General features: G+C 71.6%; 15 protein-coding genes. 11 read left to right on the top strand and 4 right to left on the bottom strand.

The window, feature by feature from the left end; all coding sequences use genetic code 11:
* Positions 1-56 precede the first annotated feature (56 nt).
* Positions 57-1,997: an acetate--CoA ligase gene (acs, locus tag J2850_RS14630; protein WP_209982843.1), complete on the top strand. Its 1,941-nt coding sequence runs from the start codon at positions 57-59 to the stop codon at positions 1,995-1,997.
* Between the two features lie 85 nt (positions 1,998-2,082).
* Here the strand turns inward: acs and J2850_RS14625 are convergent, their stop codons facing one another.
* The 3 genes from J2850_RS14625 to J2850_RS14615 form a co-directional block, all read right to left on the bottom strand.
* Positions 2,083-2,577: a hypothetical protein gene (locus tag J2850_RS14625; RefSeq protein WP_209982840.1), complete on the bottom strand. Its 495-nt coding sequence runs from the start codon at positions 2,575-2,577 to the stop codon at positions 2,083-2,085.
* A complete protein-coding gene (locus J2850_RS14620; RefSeq protein WP_209982838.1) occupies positions 2,574-3,116 on the bottom strand; it encodes a hypothetical protein in 543 nt (180 codons plus the stop codon). Before J2850_RS14620 ends, J2850_RS14625 begins: the two co-directional genes overlap by 4 nt.
* 221 nt (positions 3,117-3,337) lie before the next feature.
* Complete coding sequence (locus tag J2850_RS14615) at positions 3,338-4,375, bottom strand: DctP family TRAP transporter solute-binding subunit (protein ID WP_209982836.1); 1,038 nt, start codon at positions 4,373-4,375, stop codon at positions 3,338-3,340.
* Positions 4,376-4,575: 200 nt separating this feature from the next.
* Between J2850_RS14615 and J2850_RS14610 the strand changes: the two genes are divergently transcribed.
* From J2850_RS14610 to cowN, 6 genes are all read left to right on the top strand, one after another.
* Positions 4,576-5,136, top strand: a complete 561-nt coding sequence (locus tag J2850_RS14610; RefSeq protein WP_307354409.1) for an OmpA family protein — start codon at positions 4,576-4,578, stop codon at positions 5,134-5,136.
* Positions 5,137-5,282: 146 nt separating this feature from the next.
* Complete coding sequence (locus J2850_RS14605) at positions 5,283-5,756, top strand: cupin domain-containing protein (RefSeq protein WP_209982832.1); 474 nt, start codon at positions 5,283-5,285, stop codon at positions 5,754-5,756.
* 135 nt (positions 5,757-5,891) lie between these two features.
* Positions 5,892-7,028, top strand: coding sequence for a UDP-3-O-(3-hydroxymyristoyl)glucosamine N-acyltransferase (gene lpxD / locus J2850_RS14600; RefSeq protein ID WP_209982830.1), 1,137 nt, complete (start codon positions 5,892-5,894; stop codon positions 7,026-7,028).
* Between the two features lie 83 nt (positions 7,029-7,111).
* Entirely contained in the window at positions 7,112-7,885 is a 774-nt protein-coding gene (locus tag J2850_RS14595) for an RNA methyltransferase (protein WP_209982829.1), read from the top strand.
* 40 nt (positions 7,886-7,925) lie between these two features.
* On the top strand, positions 7,926-8,675 hold the full coding sequence (locus J2850_RS14590; protein ID WP_281414983.1) for a LytTR family DNA-binding domain-containing protein: 750 nt from the start codon (positions 7,926-7,928) through the stop codon (positions 8,673-8,675).
* Between the two features lie 143 nt (positions 8,676-8,818).
* A complete protein-coding gene (gene cowN / locus J2850_RS14585; protein ID WP_209982825.1) occupies positions 8,819-9,115 on the top strand; it encodes a N(2)-fixation sustaining protein CowN in 297 nt (98 codons plus the stop codon).
* A gap of 4 nt (positions 9,116-9,119) precedes the next feature.
* Here the strand turns inward: cowN and J2850_RS14580 are convergent, their stop codons facing one another.
* A complete protein-coding gene (locus tag J2850_RS14580) occupies positions 9,120-10,472 on the bottom strand; it encodes a PQQ-dependent sugar dehydrogenase (RefSeq protein WP_209982823.1) in 1,353 nt (450 codons plus the stop codon).
* Between the two features lie 265 nt (positions 10,473-10,737).
* Here J2850_RS14580 and J2850_RS14575 point away from each other — a divergent pair, with 265 nt between their 5' ends.
* The 4 genes from J2850_RS14575 to J2850_RS14560 are packed head-to-tail and all read left to right on the top strand — an operon-like array spanning position 10,738 to position 18,708.
* Positions 10,738-14,628: a response regulator gene (locus tag J2850_RS14575; protein ID WP_211113910.1), complete on the top strand. Its 3,891-nt coding sequence runs from the start codon at positions 10,738-10,740 to the stop codon at positions 14,626-14,628.
* Between the two features lie 8 nt (positions 14,629-14,636).
* Positions 14,637-15,548 (top strand): diguanylate cyclase, encoded by a 912-nt coding sequence (locus J2850_RS14570; RefSeq protein ID WP_209982821.1) that lies wholly within the window; start codon positions 14,637-14,639, stop codon positions 15,546-15,548.
* Complete coding sequence (locus J2850_RS14565; RefSeq protein WP_209982819.1) at positions 15,545-16,705, top strand: molybdopterin-binding protein; 1,161 nt, start codon at positions 15,545-15,547, stop codon at positions 16,703-16,705. Before J2850_RS14570 ends, J2850_RS14565 begins: the two co-directional genes overlap by 4 nt.
* Positions 16,706-16,731: 26 nt before the next feature.
* On the top strand, positions 16,732-18,708 hold the full coding sequence (locus tag J2850_RS14560) for a molybdopterin biosynthesis protein (protein ID WP_209982817.1): 1,977 nt from the start codon (positions 16,732-16,734) through the stop codon (positions 18,706-18,708).
* Positions 18,709-18,919: the final 211 nt, after the last annotated feature.

Below are 18,919 nucleotides of genomic sequence, written 5' to 3'. Positions count from 1 at the left end.
GCCGCCCTCCAATCATCTTCCGGCCAATTCGGAAGCACCACGGGGGAATCGCACTCATGACCGACAACAGCTTCTTTCCGGTGAAGCCCGAGATCGCGGCGACCGCCCACGTGAATGCGGACGCTTACGCCCGCATGTACGAGCAGTCGGTCAAGGACCCCGAGGGCTTCTGGGGCGAGCAGGGCAAGCGGCTGGACTGGATCAAGCCCTACAGCAAGGTGAAGGACGTCAACTTCCACGACGACGTCCACATCCGCTGGTTCCATGACGGCACGCTGAACGTGTCGGCCAACTGCATCGACCGCCACCTGGCGACCCGCGGCGACCAGACCGCCATCCTGTTCGAGGGCGACGACCCCGGCGTTTCCAAGGCCATCACCTACCGGGAGCTGCACGAGAAGGTCAGCCGCCTCGCCAACGTCCTGAAGAAGAACGGCGTCAAGAAGGGCGACCGCGTCACCATCTACCTGCCGATGATCCCGGAGGCGGCCTATGCGATGCTGGCCTGCACCCGCATCGGCGCCATCCATTCGATCGTCTTCGGCGGCTTCTCGCCCGACAGCCTGAAGGACCGCATCGTCGACTGCGACAGCCACTTCGTCATCACCTCCGACGAGGGCCTGCGCGGCGGCCGCAAGGTCCCACTGAAGGCCAACGCCGACAAGGCGGTGGCCGGCGCGCCGATGGTCAAGCATGTGCTGGTGGTCAAGCACACCGGCGGCGACGTCGCCTGGACCGCGGGCCGCGACCTCTGGTACCACGAGGAGATGGAGAGCGTCTCCGCCGACTGCCCGCCGGAGGAGATGAGCGCCGAGGATCCGCTGTTCATCCTCTACACCTCCGGCTCGACCGGCAAGCCGAAGGGCGTACTGCACACCACCGGCGGCTATCTTGTCTACGCGTCGATGACCCACCAGTACGTCTTCGACTACAAGGACGGCGAGGTCTATTGGTGCACCGCCGACGTGGGCTGGGTCACCGGCCACAGCTACATCGTCTACGGCCCGCTCGCCAACGGCGCCACCACGCTGATGTTCGAAGGCATCCCCACCTATCCGGACGTCTTGCGCTTCTGGCAGGTCATCGACAAGCACAAGGTCAACATCTTCTACACCGCCCCGACCGCCATCCGCTCGCTGATGCGCGAAGGCGAGGGTCCGGTGAAGAAGACCTCGCGCGCCTCGCTCCGCGTGCTGGGGTCGGTCGGCGAGCCGATCAATCCCGAAGCCTGGATGTGGTACTACAACGTGGTCGGCGATGCCCGCTGCCCGATCGTCGACACCTGGTGGCAGACCGAGACCGGCGGCATCCTGATCACCCCGCTGGTCGGCGCCATCGGCCAGAAGCCGGGCTCCGCGACCAAGCCGTTCTTCGGCGTCCAGCCGGTCGTCGTCGACAACGAGGGCCAGATCCTGGAGGGCGAAACCGAGGGCAACCTCTGCATCGCCGACGCCTGGCCCGGCATGATGCGCACGGTCTACGGCGACCACGAGCGCTTCGTGCAGACCTACTTCTCGACCTTCCCGGGCAAGTACTTCACCGGCGACGGCTGCCGCCGCGACGCCGACGGCTACTACTGGATCACCGGCCGCGTCGACGACGTCATCAACGTGTCCGGCCACCGCATGGGCACCGCCGAGGTCGAGAGCGCGCTGGTCGCCCACCCGAAGGTCGCCGAGGCCGCGGTCGTCGGTTATCCGCACGACCTGAAGGGCCAGGGCATCTACGCCTACGTCACGCTGAACGCCGGCGAGGCGCCGACTGAGGAACTGCGCAAAGAACTGGTGGCCTGGGTCCGCAAGGAGATCGGCCCGATCGCCTCGCCCGACCTGATCCAGTGGGCTCCCGGCCTGCCGAAGACCCGGTCCGGCAAGATCATGCGCCGCATCCTGCGCAAGATCGCCGCGAACGAGCATGACAGCCTGGGCGATACCTCGACGCTGGCCGATCCGGGCGTGGTCACCGACCTGATCGACAACCGCATGAACAACGCCTGAGCGGGAGAGCGGACAGGGCGCCTCGCCCGATGACGCTTCCAGGAAAAGGCCCCGGCATCCCGCCGGGGCCTTTTCCACGTCTGCCTCACCGCTCCGGCAGGACGAGGGGGGCTGCGGCGGCGATGGCGAAGGCCGTGGTCGACGGGTGCCGCTCGGTGACGCGCTTGCGCGCCTCCTCGGCACTATCGGCGGCGACCGCGTAATGGCGCACGCCCGACCAGGGGGCCGAGGCGTCGAGCGCCTCGACCGCGACGAACCACAGCGGCCCGCCGCTGCGGGCGACGCGGTCGACGCAATGGAATTCCGCGGGCAGCGATGCCGCGGCGTCCTCGGCCGCCGACCGCAGCGTCTGGATCTCGCTCTCCGCCGCGGCGATGTCGCGCTCCAGGGCCGTCAGCGTCTCTTCGGTCTCGGCACGGCGGACGGCGGCGAGCTTGCCGTAGTTGGCGTAGATTTCGAGACGCTCGGTCAGGGCCGCCAGCTTGTCGGACTGCCGCCTGGCCCGGATGCGCAGGATCCGCTCCCCCATCACTCCGGTGCCGAGACTGGCGAGTGCCGCCAGCATCCACAAGGCGCTCATGGTGCCGCGGCCTCCGCCTCGGCGGCATTGCCTGTCGGGGCCGGTGCCGTGACGCCGACGCCGACCGCTTCGTGGAAGATGCTGCGCGTCAGCATCTGGGCGGCGGCGAAATCGGCCGACCAGACCAGCGCCTCGTTCTCGAAGCGCCAGATGGCCGGATGAAGCACCGCCTTCGCCTCCGCCCGGTCGCCGTAGCCGGGCAGCATCCTCAAGCGGAAGGTGAATCGGTGACGGCCGGGTTCCGGCCGGCCGATCTCGTGGATGAAGCGGCGCGAGGCGGTGACGCGCCGGCTGCCGCGCCGCGACAGGACCAGCCTGTGCGCCGACAGTTCGGCCAGCTTCGCCCTGAGCGCCTCGATCTCGGCCTGCATCGCTTCGAGTTCGTTGGCCCGGGCCTCCAGGGCGTCGCGCTCGGCGAGCAGGGTGACGCCGGCCCGGCGGACCGCCTGCTCGGTCCGGTGGATCAGGGCGCGGCGCAGGCCCAGGAACAGCAGGGTGGCGCCGATGCAGAACAGGGCCAGCAGCAGCTCCGCCGTCATGCGCGCCCGCTCCCCCTGCTGGTCCCACCCATCGCCCGTTCCACGCTGGCAGCCGTCCGCGGTTGTGCGGGCCGGCAAGTCTCATTCGACAGTCGTACCGCGTTTCGGGCGGATGCGCATCAGGCCGCTGCGCCGGCCGGGCATGAAAAAGGCGTCCGGCCGGCAGGCCGGACGCCCGGTCGCATCGCCCGGTCACGCCCCTCGGTGCGGCAGCAGCCCCGTCACCTCCCGGCGGCGATGGCCGTCTCGGCGGACTTCACCAGGTCGGGACCGATCTGCTTGGTCCATTTGTCGAAGACCGGCTTGGTCGCGGCCTGGAAGGCCTTCTGCTGGTCCGCGGTCAGCCGGACCACGTCGACGCCCTGGTCGGCGATGCTCTTGAGCAGGCTGTCGTCGTCGGCGGTGATGCCCTTGCGCGACAGCGCCACCTCCTCGGCCGCCGCCTGCACCGCCGCGGCGCGCACCGCCTCCTGGTCCTCCTTCGACCAGCTATTCCAGACCTCCTTGCTGACCACGAAGACCAGCGGGTCGGCGACGTAGCCCCACAGGGTCAGGTGCTTCTGGCCAAGGGTGGCCAGCTTGGCGGCGACGAAGATGGTCAGCGGGTTCTCCTGCCCGTCGACGGCGCCGGTCGACAGGGCGGGCTGGGCGTCGGCCCAGCTCATCTGCGTCGGGTTGGCGCCCAGGGCCGTGAAGGTGTCGAGGTAGAGCGGCGAGCCGACGACGCGGATCTTCAAGCCCTTCAGGTCTTCCGGCGCCTTGATGGCATGCTTGGAGTTGGAGATCTCGCGGAAGCCGTTCTCGCCCCAGGCCAGCGGCACGACGTCCTTGGTCGACAGCAGGTCGAACAGCTTCTTGCCGACCTCGCCCTGGGTCAGGGCGTCCAGCGCCTTGTGGTCGGGCATCAGGAAGGGCAGGGAAAAGAGGTTCAGCTCCTTCACCTGCGGCGACCAGTTGATGGTCGACCCGATCGCCATGTCGATGGTGCCCTGGCGCAGCGCGGTGAATTCCTTGGTCTGGTCGCCGTTGACCAGGGAGGTGCCGGGATACATCTTCACGACGATCCGGCCCTGGGTCTTCTCCTTGATCAGTTCCGCCCACCGGTCCCCGCCGACCCCCCAGGGGAAGGGCTTGCCCAGAACGGTCGAAAGCTTGTACTCCGCCTTGTAGTCGGCGGCGGCGGCGGTCCCCGCCAGCAGGGCCGGGACCGCGAGCGCGGACAGCGCCAGGCCGGCGAACAGAGCTTTCAGCGATTTCATTGTTGTTTCCTCCCAAGCGCCCTACACGAAAGATGCGGACCGGGATCGTACAGATGGACGCAGGACTGTTCCACACGCAAAGCGGGCCGATTGTCGGTTTTGCGAACAATGCGGCCTTGCGGTGTGCCGCGGTCGCCGGGTCTTGCCTGTGGCTCGCCTCGGCGTCGGTGGCCGTGGCCCAAGGTGTGGGAACCCCGGCCGTGCCGCTCGGGCCGAATCCCAGCGAGTGCGAAATCCAGGCGGCACTGCTCGGCGTCACCGACCCGTCCTGCCCGCCGATGCGGCTGCAGCGCCCGCCGGCGCTGCCGCCAGGCACGGCGTCACCGGAAGCGGCACAGCCGACGCCGGCCTCAAGACCAGTTCCGGGGCCGGTCGCACTCCCCCCGCTTCCCGGCCCGGTGGCGGTGCCGGTGCCGGAACTGCGTGCCGCCTTCCGCGTGGAGTTCGACTTCAACTCCGCCCACATCCGCCCGGAATCGCGGGCGATCCTGGACAAGGTGGCGGCCGTGATGACCGCCCCCGCGGCGGGCACCACCCGCTTCCGCGTGGTCGGGCATACCGACAGGGTCGGTGGCGACGCGGTCAACCTGACCCTGTCGCGGCGGCGGGCGGCGGCGGTCGTCGATTATCTGGCCACCCACCACCACATCGGGCGCGAAAGGCTGGAAGCCTCGGGCATGGGCGCCCGCGAGCTGCTGCTGCCCGACCAGCCGGCGGCGGCGGCGAACCGCCGGGTGGAGATCATCAATCTCGGTGGCTGAAATAGTGGTGGCCGAAATCCGGGCTGGTGGCGGGGCGGCTGACCCTTTTGAGCGGCTGATTTTTCCAGGTGGCTGGAGGAAGCTTCACGGCCGCCGGCGGCTGCCGGCCTGTCCGGTTCCGCCCGTCCCCAGCCCAAGGAGACCCGATGCCGTCCTTCTGTCTGCCGATCGAGCGCCACCGTCCGGACGAGGGCGCCGCCAAGCCCGCCGTCTTCGGCACCGTCCTGGAAGGCCGGCCGCTGGAGACCGACACCCTGCTCTATACCGGTGACCATGGCCGCTACAAGGTCGGGATCTGGCAATGCACGCCCGGGCTGGTGGCGATGAAGGACTGGCCCTACGAGGAGTTCTGCGTCCTGCTGGCGGGCCGGGTCGTCATCACGCCGGAGGGGGGCAGCCCCCGTGAATATGTCGCGGGCGACGCGCTGGTGCTGCCGCAGGGCTTCACCGGCACCTGGGACATCAAGGAGACCGTGCGCAAGCATTATGCGGTGCAGAAGCGCCAGTCGCTGCTGGCACAGGTGAAGGTGCGCGCGAAGAACTGGCTGCGGCCGGCCGTCGGTTCGGCCGGGCTCGCCACCGCGGCGAAGCTGGCGATCGCCTTCATCGTGGTTGCCTGAACCGCCGGATGCCGGCGCCGCGGTGCTGATGCCTCGCCATCGGCCGGACGCCCGTGCTAGGGTCCGCGCACCCGTCGCGGCGCCTGCACGGCGACGGGTGCGCCTTTTTCACCCCTGACAGCGGTGCCCCGACCGATGACCACGCCTTCCCTGACCCTGTCCGCGATCGCCGAAGCCCTCGGTGCCGCGATCGAGGGCGACGGTTCCATCACCGTCCGCCGCGCCGTCCATCCGTCCGAAGCGGAAGGGCCTGGGGATCTGGCGCTGGCCATGGACAGGGATCTGCTGGCCCTGCTGCCGGGGAGCAAGGCGGTCGCCGCCGTGGTGTCGGAGGGAATGGAACTGCCCGACGGCGTGGCCGGCGGGACCCTCGGCCGTATCGTGGTGAAACGCCCGCGCTATGCGATGGCCGGGCTTCTCGACCTGTTCGAGCGACCGGTCCATGCCGAGCCCGGGGTGTCGCCGCAGGCCTATGTGGCGCCCGACGCGGTGGTGGCGCCCGACGCCTCGATCGCGCCCTTCGCCTATATCGGTCCGCGCGCCCGCATCGGTGCCGGCGCGGTCATCCTGCCGCACGTCACCGTCGGCGCCGACGCGGTGATCGGCGAGGGCTGCCTGCTGCATCCCGGCGCCCGCATCGGCGAGCGGGTGGAGATGGGCGCGCGCTGCATCATCCACCCCAACGCCGCCGTCGGCAACGACGGCTTCAGCTTCGTCACGCCCGAGCCGGGCAGCGTCGAGTCGGCCAAGACCACCGGGCGCGTCGTCGGCACCAACGTGCTGATCCGCCGGGTGAACTCCATCGGGACGGTCGTCCTCGGCGACGACGTCGAGATCGGGGCCGGCGCCACCATCGACCGCGGCACCGTCACCGCGACCCGCATCGGCAACGGCACCAAGATCGACAACCTCGTCCAGATCGGCCACAACGTCCAGGTCGGCACCAACTGCATGCTGTGCGGCCATGTCGGCATCGCCGGCAGCACGGAGATCGGCGACCGCGTGGTGCTGGCCGGCAAGGTCGGGGTGGCCGACCACGTCAAGATCGGCAGCGACGCGGTGGTCGCCGCCAATTCCGGCGTCGGCACCGACATCCCGCCCAAGTCGGTGTGGATGGGCTATCCCGCGGTGCCGCGCACCCGCGCCTTCGAGCAGTACAAGGGCCTCGCCCGCCTGAAGCGCCTGTTCGCCGATGTCGCCGAGCTGAAGAAGCGGCTGACCGCCCTGGACGGCGGCCCGGTCACGGCCGAGGCGGCGGAACGGCAGGACTAGGCGCGTTTGCCGGATTCCCCAGCCCCCCTCCGCCGACGCGGGAGAGGGGGCGCAGCACGTCACCACAAGCGAACGCATGTCCCATGACCTCCGGCCAGAATCCCACGCGTGAGTCCATCCTCGGCGGCCCCGCCGTCATCCTGGTGCAGCCGCAGCTCGGCGAGAACATCGGCGCCTGCGCCCGCGCGATGCTGAATTGCGGGCTGACCGACCTGCGCCTCGTCAAGCCGCGCGACGGCTGGCCGAACGCGAAGGCGTCGGCGGCGGCCTCCGGCGCCGACATGGTGATCGACAACGCCAGGGTGTTCGAGACCACGGCCGACGCGGTGGCCGACCTGGAGGCGGTCTACGCCACCACCGTGCGCACCCGGGACATGATCCAGCGCTTCGTCACCCCGCGCGTCGCGGCGGGAGAGATGCGCGAGCGTTTCGCCGCCGGCCAGAAGATCGGCGTGATGTTCGGGCCGGAGCGCACCGGGCTGGTCAACGACGACCTGACCCTCGCCCAGACCCTGGTCACCGTGCCGCTGAACCCGGCCTTCTCGTCGCTGAACCTGGCGCAGGCGGTGCTGCTGGTCGGCTACGAGTGGTTCCAGGCCGGCGACCGCACGCCCGACCGCTTCCTGCACACCGGCCAGACCCGGCCGGCGACCATGGCCGAGCGGGTGAACTTCTTCGAACGGCTGGAGGCGTCGCTCGACCAGACCGGCTTCTTCACCAGCGAGGAGAAGCGGCCGTCGATGGTCCGCACGCTGCGCAACGCCTTCGAGCGGATGGAGATGACCGAGCAGGAGGTCCGCACCCTCCACGGCGTGGTCGCGGCGCTGGTGCAGGGCAAGCGGAAAGGCGGGAGTTAAGCCGCGACCGCGGCTATAGTGGGCGTCCATGGAATATGCCTTGCAGAACATGGACGTCGGGCTGGTGCTGCTGGATGATGCGCGGCGGGTGCTCGCGCTCAACCCGGCGGCGGTGCGCCTGCTGGGAGAGCGTGCCGCCGGGCTGGTTGGCGCCTACCTGCACGACCTGCACCCGCCCTCCCACCGGGCCAAGGTGGAGCTGCTCCTTGCGGCGGCCGGCGACCCGTCGGCGCCGGCCTCGGCCTGTTCGATGATGGTGGCGCTGCCCGGCCGGGTGCTGGTGCTGAAGGCCAGCGCCCTGGCGGCGGAACCGGGCCGCGGGACGGGCGGGGCGGTGACGGCGCTCCTGCTGATGGAGGCGTCGCGCGCCGGCGGGCCCGTGGTCGCAGGCACCGCCGCGATCCGGGCCGCAGCCCCGGCCGGCGCCGCGCCGGCCCCCGGCCCGCGCGCCGTCGAGCCGCTGGTGAAGCTGCCGGTGGAGAAGGGGCAGGGCATCGTCCTGGTCGACCCGCGCGACGCCGTCTATCTCCAGGCCGACGGGCATTACACCACGGTCCACACCGCCGACGGCGCCTATTTCTGCGGCCTGCCGCTGTCGGAGCTTGAGGTGCGCCTCGACCCGCGCTCCTTCGTCCGCACCCACCGCGGCTACATCGTCAACCTGCGCCATGCCCGCGCGGTGGAGCGGCGCGACGGCCGGGCAGTCTTCATCATGGACGCCCCCGGCAATCCCCGTGTGCCGGTCAGCCGCAACCGGGCGGAGGCGCTGAAGAAGCGGCTGGCGCTGTAACGGACCGTTCGTGCACGCCCGCAACCGTTCGCGCATAGGCGGTGCGCTTGGTGCAGCGCGGCTTGAAGCGGCGGGTGCGGCCGGGGTTCCATCGGTGCAGCGTTCCAGTCCCCCGCTTCCCCCGCACCAAGGAGCCGACTTCCGTGGACAGCATCGACGCACCCGACCGCTACGTCTCCTTCAAGGGGATCGATTGCCAAGGCAACAGCCGCCGCATCATCGAACGGCTCTACATGCACATCGACGATCCCGCCAAGACCAACGCCTTCTGGGAGCGTTTCCGCGCCAAGCTCAGCGTCGCCGACGATCCCCTGAAGCGGCAGGCCGACGGCCTTTGCCTGCTCTGCGCGAACATCTACTACATCGCCGACCTCTTCGAGGAGCATGACGACGAGGACGGGCTGGCGATGCTGCGGCAACTGGAGGACGAGTGCTGCTGACCCGTCAGGGTTTCGCCGGCGCCGTCTCCCCCGGTTCCGCCGTCCGTCCGGCCGCCGCGTAGGCGATGCGCCAGACGGTGCCGGAATCGTCCGCGATCAGCAGGGCGCCGTCGGTGGCCACCGCAAGCCCGCTCGGCCGGCCCCAGACCTGCGGCGTCTCGTCCTCCTCGCGGTCGGCGTCCGGTCCGGCGCCCAGCCGGAAGCCGGTCACGAAGGTCTCGTAGGTGCCGGTCGGCCGGCCCTTGTCGAAGGGGGCGAACACCACCGCATAGCCGGTCGGCCTGGCGCGGTTCCACGACCCGTGCAGTGCCACGAAGGCGCCCTGGCGATACCGTTCCGGAAAATGCGTCCCGTCGCCGAAGACGAGGCCGAGCGGGGCGGAATGGGCCTGGAACAGAAGTCCCGGCACCAGCGCCGCCTTGACCAGGTCCGGGCGCTTGTCGGCGAAGTCGGGCTGCGGATTGGCACCGATGTAGGAGTAGGGCCAGCCGTAGAAGCCGCCCGCGGTCACCAGCGTCAGGTAGTCGGGCACGAGCTGGTCGCCGAGCCCGTCGCGCTCGTTCACCACCGTATAGAGATCGTTGGTGCCCGGCTTGAAGGCCAGGCCGACGGGATTGCGCAGGCCGCTGGCGATGGTGCGCTGGCCGGTGCCGTCGATGCGGAATTCCTGGATGGTGGCGCGCGGCTCCGGCTCCACCCCGATGTTGCCGGCCGAGCCGATGCCGACGTAGAAATGCCGCCCGTCGGGCGCCACCGCCACCGAGCGGGTGTTGTGGCCGCCGCGCGGGCCGAATGCGCCCTGCGGCGTCAGCCGCCGGCGTTGGCCGGCCGTTCCGCCCTCGGCGGTCCATGGGAGCTGCCACACGCCGTCGAGATCGCCGACCAGCACCGTCCCGCCCCGGCTGCCCCCGACATAGGCGAGGCCGAAGGGCCGGTCGAATCCCTCCGCCCACACCCGCGCCGTCTCCGCCTGGCCGTCGCCGTCGCCGTCGCGCAGCAGGGTCAGGCTGCCGGGCCGCTGCTGCGCCACCAGAACGTCGCCGTTGGGCAGGACCAGCAGGTTGCGCGCATTCTCCACATGGTCGCGGAACAGCGTGACGGTGAAGCCGCGCGGCGCCCGCAAGGGCTCGCTCGCCGGCCGCTCCACCTGTTTGGCCTGGTTGGCCACCGCCGGCGTTGCGTAGGGCTTGGGCAAGGCCTCCATGCGGACATGAAGCTCGGCGCCGACGGTCTGCATCGGGTCGGCGCGGACCGGTCCGCCGGTCATGGCCGACTGTGCCGCCGCCGGGCCGGCGGCGAGGAGGGCCAGCAGGCCGAGCAGGGTGGCAATCGGGCGCGCGGTGCGGCGGTCTGGCATCGGTCTGGGCGCTCCCACGGGCGCGGAACAGGAAAGGTCGGGTTAAAATGCGGACAATCTTTGGTCAGACAATGGCGCTTCCCGGCGGCAAAGGCAGGCGGTGCAAGGGAGGCTGTCCCTGAGGGGTCCCCCGCAAGCGCCGCGTGTCGCCGGCACCGTTCCCTTCCCCATCAAGTCGCTTGCGGACGCCGCGCACCCCGGACCATACTCCGCGCGAAAGTGGTGAAAACCCTCGGGACGGCAGCGCGGCGGCGACCCTTCGATCATGACCAGACACCCGATCGACTCCGTGGGTCCGACCCTCTCCCCGATGCGGACGCGCCGGCTGCTGGTGGCCGCCTTCGCGCTGATCGCGGTCCTCGGGTCGGGGTTCTGGGGCGTCGTGGCCTGGAGCGACCGGACCGAGACGCTGCGCCATTCCCGCGAACAGGCCCAGTCGACCGCCCGCCTCCTGCAGGAGCATGTGCGGCGGACGGTGGCGACCGCCGACCTGGCGATCGGCCGTACCCTCGACCTCGTCCATAGCCAAGGCCTGGCCGGGCTGGGAACGAACCGGAACGTCTGGATCCCGATCCGCGACATGGTGGACGCCCTGCCGGAGATCGCCGCGCTGTGGGTCCACGGCGCGACCGGCGACAACCTCCTGAGCAGCCGGCAGTTTCCGGCGCCCGCCGGCAACGTCATGGACCGCGCCTTCTTCCAGGCGCACCTGAACGGCGTGGATTTCCACGTCGGCGAGCGGATCACCGGGCGGCTGACCGGGGCTCAGCTCTTCACCGTCAGCCGCCCGATCCTCGCCGACGGCCAGCTCCAGGGGGTCGTTCACGCCAACGTCGAGATCGACTATTACCGGCAGCTCTACGAAAGCCTCGACCTCGGCCCGGGGTCGGCCATCGCGCTCTACCGCAACGACGGCAAGCCGGTGCTGCGCTTTCCCGACGGCGAGCCGCTGGATGGTCCCGATGGCCGCGAGGCCCTGCGGCGGAGCGCCGATGCCGCCATCGGCACCTTCGAGGGCGACGGGCCGCAGGGGCGGCGCATCGTCTCCTACCAGCGGGTGCCCACCCTTCCGCTCGTCGTCCTGGTCGGCCTGTCGGAAAAGGCGGAACTGGCTGCCTGGCGGGAACGGACGCTGCGCGGCAGCATCCTGGTGGCCCTCGCGGTGGCGGCCTGCGGCGGCCTGGCCTATGCGACGCTGCGCAGCCTGGAACGCGAGGTCGCCGGGCGCCGCCGGCTTGCCGAGACGAACGGCGAGCTCGACGCCAAGCAGCGCGAGCTGGAAACCGCCAACGAAGCCTTCGCCAGCGCCAACCGCCGCCTGACCCTGATCCTGAGGTCGGCCTCCGACAGCATCTGCGGCGTCGACCGCGACGGGCGGATCACCTTCGCCAACCCGGCGACCTCCGCCCTCACCGGCTATGCCGACCATGAACTGCTGGGCGGCTGCCTGCATGCGCTGGTCCATTCCCGCCGCGCGGACGGGTCGCCCTATCCGGCCCGCGAGTGCCCGGTGACCGAGGTGCTGCTGAGCGGCGAGACCCGGCGCGGGCTGGACGACACCTATTGGACCAAGGACGGCCGGCCCATCGCGGTGGAATACACGGCCTCGCCGATGCTCGCCGACGGCAAGGTCGAGGGCGCGGTGGTCGTCTTCCATGAGATCGCCGAACGCAAGCGGGCGGAGGCGGCGATGCAGCGCGCCCGTCTCGCCGCCGAAGCCGCGAGCCGGGCGAAGAGCGAGTTCCTGGCCAACATGAGCCACGAGATCCGCACGCCGATGAACGCGATCCTCGGGCTGATCCACCTGCTGCAACAGACCGACCTGACCCAGCGCCAGTCCGACTACGTCCGCAAGGTGCGGCTGTCGGCGCAGTCGCTGCTGGGCATCCTCAACGATATCCTGGACTTCTCGAAGGTCGAGGCGGGCAAGCTGGAGCTTGAACGGGTCGACTTCCGCCTGGACGATCTGCTGCAGACGCTGGCGGTGGTCGTCGGCTCGGCGGCGCAGGAGAAGGACATCGACGTCCTGTTCTCGGTCGCCCCCGACGTGCCGCTCGACCTCGTGGGCGATCCGCTGCGCCTGCAGCAGATCCTGATCAACCTCGCCGGCAACGCCGTCAAGTTCACCGATGCCGGAGAGGTGGTGGTCTCGGCCAGGGTCCGCTCGCTCGGCGACGACCGTGCCGTGCTCGACTTCGCGGTGCGCGACACCGGCATCGGCATCGCGCCGGACCAGCGTGAGCGGCTGTTCCAGGCGTTCAGCCAGGGCGACAGCTCCACCACCCGGCGGTTCGGCGGCACCGGCCTCGGGCTGGCCATCTGCGCCCGCCTTGTCCGGCTGATGGGCGGTGCCATGGAGGTGGAAAGCGAACCCGGACAGGGCAGCGTCTTCCGGTTCCATGCGGAATTCGGCCGCGGCCCCGGACGTGGGGCCGGGGAGCTGCCGCCGCAGGCCGGCCTTTCCCACCCGGATGCCCAGCCGCATTCCCAACCTCTGCCGCGCGACCTGTCTGTCCTGGTGGTGGACGACAACACCACCGCGCGGGAGGTGCTGGGCGAGATCGCCGCCACCTTCGGCTGGGCGGTGACCGTCTGCCGCGACGGGCAGGCCGCCATCGACGAACTGGAACGGGCCGCAGCGGCCGGCCGTGCCCACGACGTCGTGCTGATGGACTGGAAGATGCCGGGGATGGACGGCATCGAGGCGGCGCGCCGCATCCGTGCCGACGAGCGTGTGGGCACCCCGATGATCATCGTCATCAGCGGCTATGGCCGCGAGCGGCTCGGGACGCGGTTCGAGGAGGCCGGTGTCGCCGGTTTCCTGGTGAAGCCGGTGACGGCATCAACGCTGCTGGACGCCGTCACCGTCGCCTACGCCCATGCGGGTCCGGACGGGCGGGGCGACGAGGGGGATGGTCCCCCGCCGGACCCCGCGCCGCGCCCGGCCGATCGGGCCGTCGCCGGGGACGCGGGCCAGGGAGAGGCGCGGTCGCCGGGCCGGGCGCCGGACCAGCCGCTGCAGGGTTGCAGGCTGCTGCTCGCCGACGACAACGCCATCAGCCAGGAAGTGGCCCGCGAGATCCTGGAGCGGGCCGGCGCCGTGGTCACCGTCGCCGCCACCGGGCGTCAGGCCGTGGACTGCGTGCGTTTCGCCGAGCGGCCGTTCGACGCCGCGTTGCTGGACGTGCACATGCCCGACCTGGACGGGTTCGAGGCGACCGCGGCGATCCGGGCGCTGCCGGAGGGCGGGCGGCTGCCGATCATCGCGATGACAGCCAGCGCTCTGCCGGCCGACCGTCGGCGCTGCCTGGACAACGGGATGGACGACCACATCCCGAAGCCGCTCGACCTGCCGCAGCTCTTCGCCACGCTGGCGCGCTGGATCGGCCCGCCTCCGGCCCGGCCCGCCTCCGGCCCGGCGGCTCCGGCGGGGAGCTTGGTGGCGGTGCCGGCTGCGCATCCGGCCGCGGCGATCCGCCATGACGGGCTGAACCATGGCGGGCTGAACCTTGATGGGGTGGGCCGCGAGCTGCCGGACATGCTGCCCGGCATAGACATGTCCGATGCGCTCGGGCGCCTGGACGGCGACGGGGCCCTGCTGCGCCGCCTTCTGGAGCAGTTCGCCGACGGCTATGCCGATGCCGCCGAACGGATCGCCGCGGCGCAGGCATCGGGGGACCTGCCGGGGGTCAAGGCGGTGGCCCACGAGCTGAAGAGCGTGGCCGGCAACGTCGGCGCCCGCCGCCTGTCGGCCACCGCCGACACGGTGCAGATTGCCGCCGACGGCGGCGACTCCTCCGTGGTCGGGATGCAGGTGGAGGTGCTGCGGCGCGAACTGGCGCTGGTGCTGGAAAGCGTGCGGATCCTGGCCGGCGATGCGGTGCGCCCGGGGGGCGGTGTCGCCGACCGCGCCCCGTCGGAACAGGGCCGCCGGCTCCTGGCCGAGCGGCTTCCGCATTTCGCCGCCCTGTTACAAGACAGCAACTTCGCAGCGGCGGAAGAGTTCGCTATCCTGGCGCCGTCTCTGGCGGAATGGATCGAGCCTTCGAGGATGAAGGGGCTGTCCGCCGCCATCGACGGCCTCGATTTCAACAAGGCTCTCGGCATCGTGCAGCGGATCGCACGGGACCTCGGCCTCTCGCTCCCCACGGTCTGAAAGCGCCCATGGCCGAACCCCGCCCGAAGATCCTGGTGGTGGACGACATCCCCTCCAACATCCATGTCCTCAGCCGCATCCTCAGGGACGAGTACGACATCTATTTCGCCACCGACGGCGAGAGGGCGTTGGATCTGGTTCAGGCGCGCATGCCGGACCTCGTGCTGCTCGACATCATGATGCCGGGCATGGACGGCTACGAGGTCTGCAGCCGCATCAAGGCGGATCCCGCCGTCCACGACATCCCCGTCATCTTCATTTCCGCCAAGAGCGAGGTGGAGGACGAGACCCGCGGCCTGGAGGTCGGTGCCATCGACTTCATCACCAAGCCGATCAGCCCGCCCATCGTGCGTGCGCGCGTGCGCAACCACCTGCTGCTGAAGCGGCAAACCGACCTGCTGCGCAGCCTGTCCTTTTTGGATGGGTTGACCGGCATCGCCAACCGCCGCCGCTTCGACGAGACGATCCTGCGCGAATGGCGGCGTTGCGGGCGGACCTGCCTGCCGCTGTCGCTCATCATCCTCGATGTCGACCATTTCAAGGCCTACAACGACCAGTACGGGCATCAGGCCGGCGACGAGTGCCTGCGGCTGGTGGCCGAGGTGCTGTCGGAGCGGGCACGGCGCCCAGGCGACCTGGTGGCCCGCTACGGCGGAGAGGAGTTCGTCTGCCTGCTGCCGGAGACCGACCGGGCCGGCGCCGCGGCGGTCGCGGAGAGTTTCCGTGCCGGCGTCGCCGAGCGCGGCATCCCGCACCAGCAGTCGCCGGTCGCTCCCCACGTCACCATCAGCCTGGGCGTCGCCACCACCGTGCCGACCGCCGACGACGGTCACGAGATCCTGGCGCAGACGGCCGACCGCCTGTTGTACCAAGCCAAGCGCGCCGGCCGGAATTGCGTGCAGGACGCCCTGGTGCCGTGACCGCAGGGCCGGACCGGGACATCCGGGGCCGCGGCTTCTCCCGCCGCGCCGCGCTGCAGGCGGCCTGGGACTGGATCGACCGCCATGTCGCACCCGGGGCACCGCAGCCGCTGGCCCCCGCCGGCTGCGCCGGCCTGTGCCTGGCGGCGGACGTGCCGGCGGCGCGCGACTGGCCGGCCGCCGACCTTGCGGCCGTCGACGGGTTCGCCGTGGCGTCGTCGGACACGCTGGGCGCCGGGTCCTACAATCCGGTTCCGCTGATGGCCGCCGTGGCCGTCGCGGCCGGGGACCGCTTGCCGGCCGGCTGCGATGCGGTGATTCCGTTCGAGGCGGTGCAGACCGTCGGCCCCATCGTCGAGGCGATCGATCCGGTGGCGCCCGGCAGCGGCATCGAGCGGCGCGGCGCCTGGGCCGGGGCGGGGAGCCCGCTGCTGCCGGCCGGGCGCCGGCTGCGCGCCTCCGACCTCGGGCTGCTCGCCGCCGCCGGGCCGGCCCTGGTGCCGGTGAGCCCGCCGCCGCGGGTGCGCCTGCTGCTGGCCGGCGGGCCGAAGGGCGGGGGAGCGGACCTGCTCGGCCCGATGCTGTCGGCGCTGGTCGCCCGCGACGGCGGGCTGGTCGAGGGACCCGAGCGGCTGCCGGCCGACCGGGAGGGGCTGGCGGCGGCCTTCGTCCGGCCCGGCGCCGATCTGATGCTGGCGGCCGGGCGCAGCGGCACCGGCCTGGACGATGCGGCGCCGCCGGCGCTGGCCGCCGCCGGGTCGCTCGACCTGCACGGCATCGCCATGCGTCCGGGCGGCAGCGCCGGGCTGGGCCTGGCCGGCGGGGTTCCGGTGCTGCTGCTGCCGGGTGAGCCCATGGCGGCGCTCGCCGCCTACGAGCTGCTGGCCGGGCGTGCGGTCCGGCTCGCCGCCGGCCGGCCGCCGGGGCTCCCGCAGGCCACGGTGACGGCGGTGACCGCGCGCAAGCTGGTCTCCGAGATCGGCTGCGTCGACCTGCACCGGGTCCGGCTGGATGCCGGCGGCCGCGCCGAGCCGGTGGCCTCGCCGGGCTGGCCGGGGCTGGCGGCGGCGGCGCGGGCCGACGGCTTCGTCCTGATCCCCGCCGAAAGCGAGGGCGTGCCGGACGGCGCTTCGGTCACCATCTACCGCTTCGACTGAGTTCCGCTGCCTGAAGGGTTTTCCGCGTGCAGACATCCGACCACAGCCGCGAGGACATCCGCCGCTTCGTCGCCCAGGCCGCCCGCCAGGACCAGTTCCTGGAGGTGGTGAGCGGCGAGGAGGCGCGCGCCCGCTTCCACCGACACCTCGACCTCGCCCCGCGGGGGGAGGTGAGGGTGCCGCTGTCGCAGGCGCTGGGCCGGGTGCTGGCCGCCGACGTGGTGGCGGAGGTCGACGTCCCCGGCTTCGACCGCTCGGTGGTCGACGGCTTCGCGGTGCGCGCCGCCGACACCGCCGGCGCCGCGGAGGACCGGCCGGCCGCGCTGCGCCTGAACGCGGAGGTGCTGGCCGCCGGCCATGCCCCGGCGCTGACGGTGGAGCCGGGCACCGCCACGGTGATCGCGACCGGCGGCATGCTGCCGCGCGGGGCCGACGCCGTCGTGATGGTCGAGACCACGGAGACGGACGACCGGCCCGACGGCCTGTTCGTGATGCTGGCCAAGCCGGCCACGCCGGGCGCCTTCGTCGCCGCCGCCGGCTCCGACATCGGCCGCGGCGAGGTGGTGCTGCGCCGCGGGCAGGTGCTGACCTCGCGCGAGATCGGCGTGCTGGCCGCCATCGGGCTGGCCGCGGTCGCCGTGGTGCGCCCGCCGCGCGTCGCCATCCTGTCGACCGGCGACGAGATCGTCGCCCCCGGCCAGCCGATGCGTCCGGGGGCGGTCTACGACAGCAACGGCGCCATCCTGGCCGCCGCCGTCGCCGAGCTGGGTGGAGAGGCGGTGCCGATGGGCATCGCCCCGGACGAGGACGCGGCCCTGGAGCGGCTGGTCCGGCAGGGGCTGGAATGCGATGTCCTGCTGCTGTCGGGGGGAACCTCGAAGGGGGCGGGCGACCGCTCGCACCGCATCGTGGCGCAACTGTCCGATCCGGGGATCGTCGCCCACGGCGTGGCGCTGAAGCCCGGTAAGCCGCTGTGCCTCGCGGTGACCGGCGGCAAGCCGGTGGTGATCCTGCCGGGCTTTCCGACCTCGGCCATGTTCACCTTCCATGGCTTCGTCGCCCCGGTGATCCGGGCGATGGCCGGCCTGCCGCCCGCCGCGGTGGAGGAGGTGCCCGCCACCCTGCCGGTGCGGCTCGGCTCGGAGCGCGGGCGCACCGAGTACGTCATGGTTTCCCTGGTCCAGGGCGCGGCCGAAGGCGACCTTGCGGCCTATCCGCTGTCGAAGGGATCGGGAGCGGTCACCGCCTTCAGCCATGCCGATGGCTTCCTCGCCATCGACGCCCAGGCGGAAGGGGTGGAGGCGGGGAGCGCGGTTTCCGTCCAGCTCCTGGGGAGGACGGTGGCGCCGGCCGACCTGATCGTGGTGGGCAGCCAGTGCATCGGCCTGAACGCCGTGCTCGGCCGCCTGATCGGCGAGGGGATGACCGTCAAGGCGCTCAACGTCGGGTCGATGGGCGGGCTGGCGGCGGCGCGGCGCGGCGAGTGCGATGTCGCCCCAGTCCACCTGATGGACCCGGCCACCGGCGCCTACAACACGCCGTTCCTGGCGCCGGGGCTTGAGCTGGTCACCGGTTATCGCCGCATGCAGGGCATCGTCTTCCGCCGCGGCGACCCGCGCTTCGAAGGAAGGAGCGCCGCGGAGGCGGTGGCGGCGGTCGCCGGGCTGCCCGACTGCATCCTGATCAACCGCAATGCCGGCAGCGGCACCCGCATCCTGACCGACCGGCTGCTGGGGAGCGCCCGCCCGACCGGCTACTGGACGCAGGCCAAGTCGCACAACGCCGTGGCGGTGGCGGTGGCGCAGAACCGTGCCGACTGGGGCGTGGCGATCGGCACCGCCGCCACGCTGTACGGGCTGGGCTTCCTGCCGCTGCAGGAGGAGCACTACGACTTCGTGATCCCGGCGGCCCGCCGCGACCGGCCGGCGGTCCGCCGCTTCGTCGAGGCCTTGGGAACGGATGAGGTTGCGGAGGCGTTGCGCGGGATGGGCTTCCTCCGGTGACGCCCGGCCCGCCGGGCTTGCAGGCCGGGGCGGAATGCCGCGGTGTGCGATTTTTTGTGATCCGGCAGCCGGGCGGTTGCGTACCGAACGTCACGATGCGACATGAAGACCGGCGGGAAGGCCGGTAGCGGGCGTGTTCCCTTGCGGGGGTCTCGCGAGCGGTCGGTGCCGTGAAATCCGGGTTTGGGGACATCCCCGGCTTGTGCGGCGG

It is taken from the genome of Azospirillum picis (genome assembly GCF_017876115.1).
GTDB classification, from domain to species: domain Bacteria; phylum Pseudomonadota; class Alphaproteobacteria; order Azospirillales; family Azospirillaceae; genus Azospirillum; species Azospirillum picis.
Note: the sequence above shows the minus strand (reverse complement) of the source record. Positions and strands in the feature narration are given on the sequence as shown.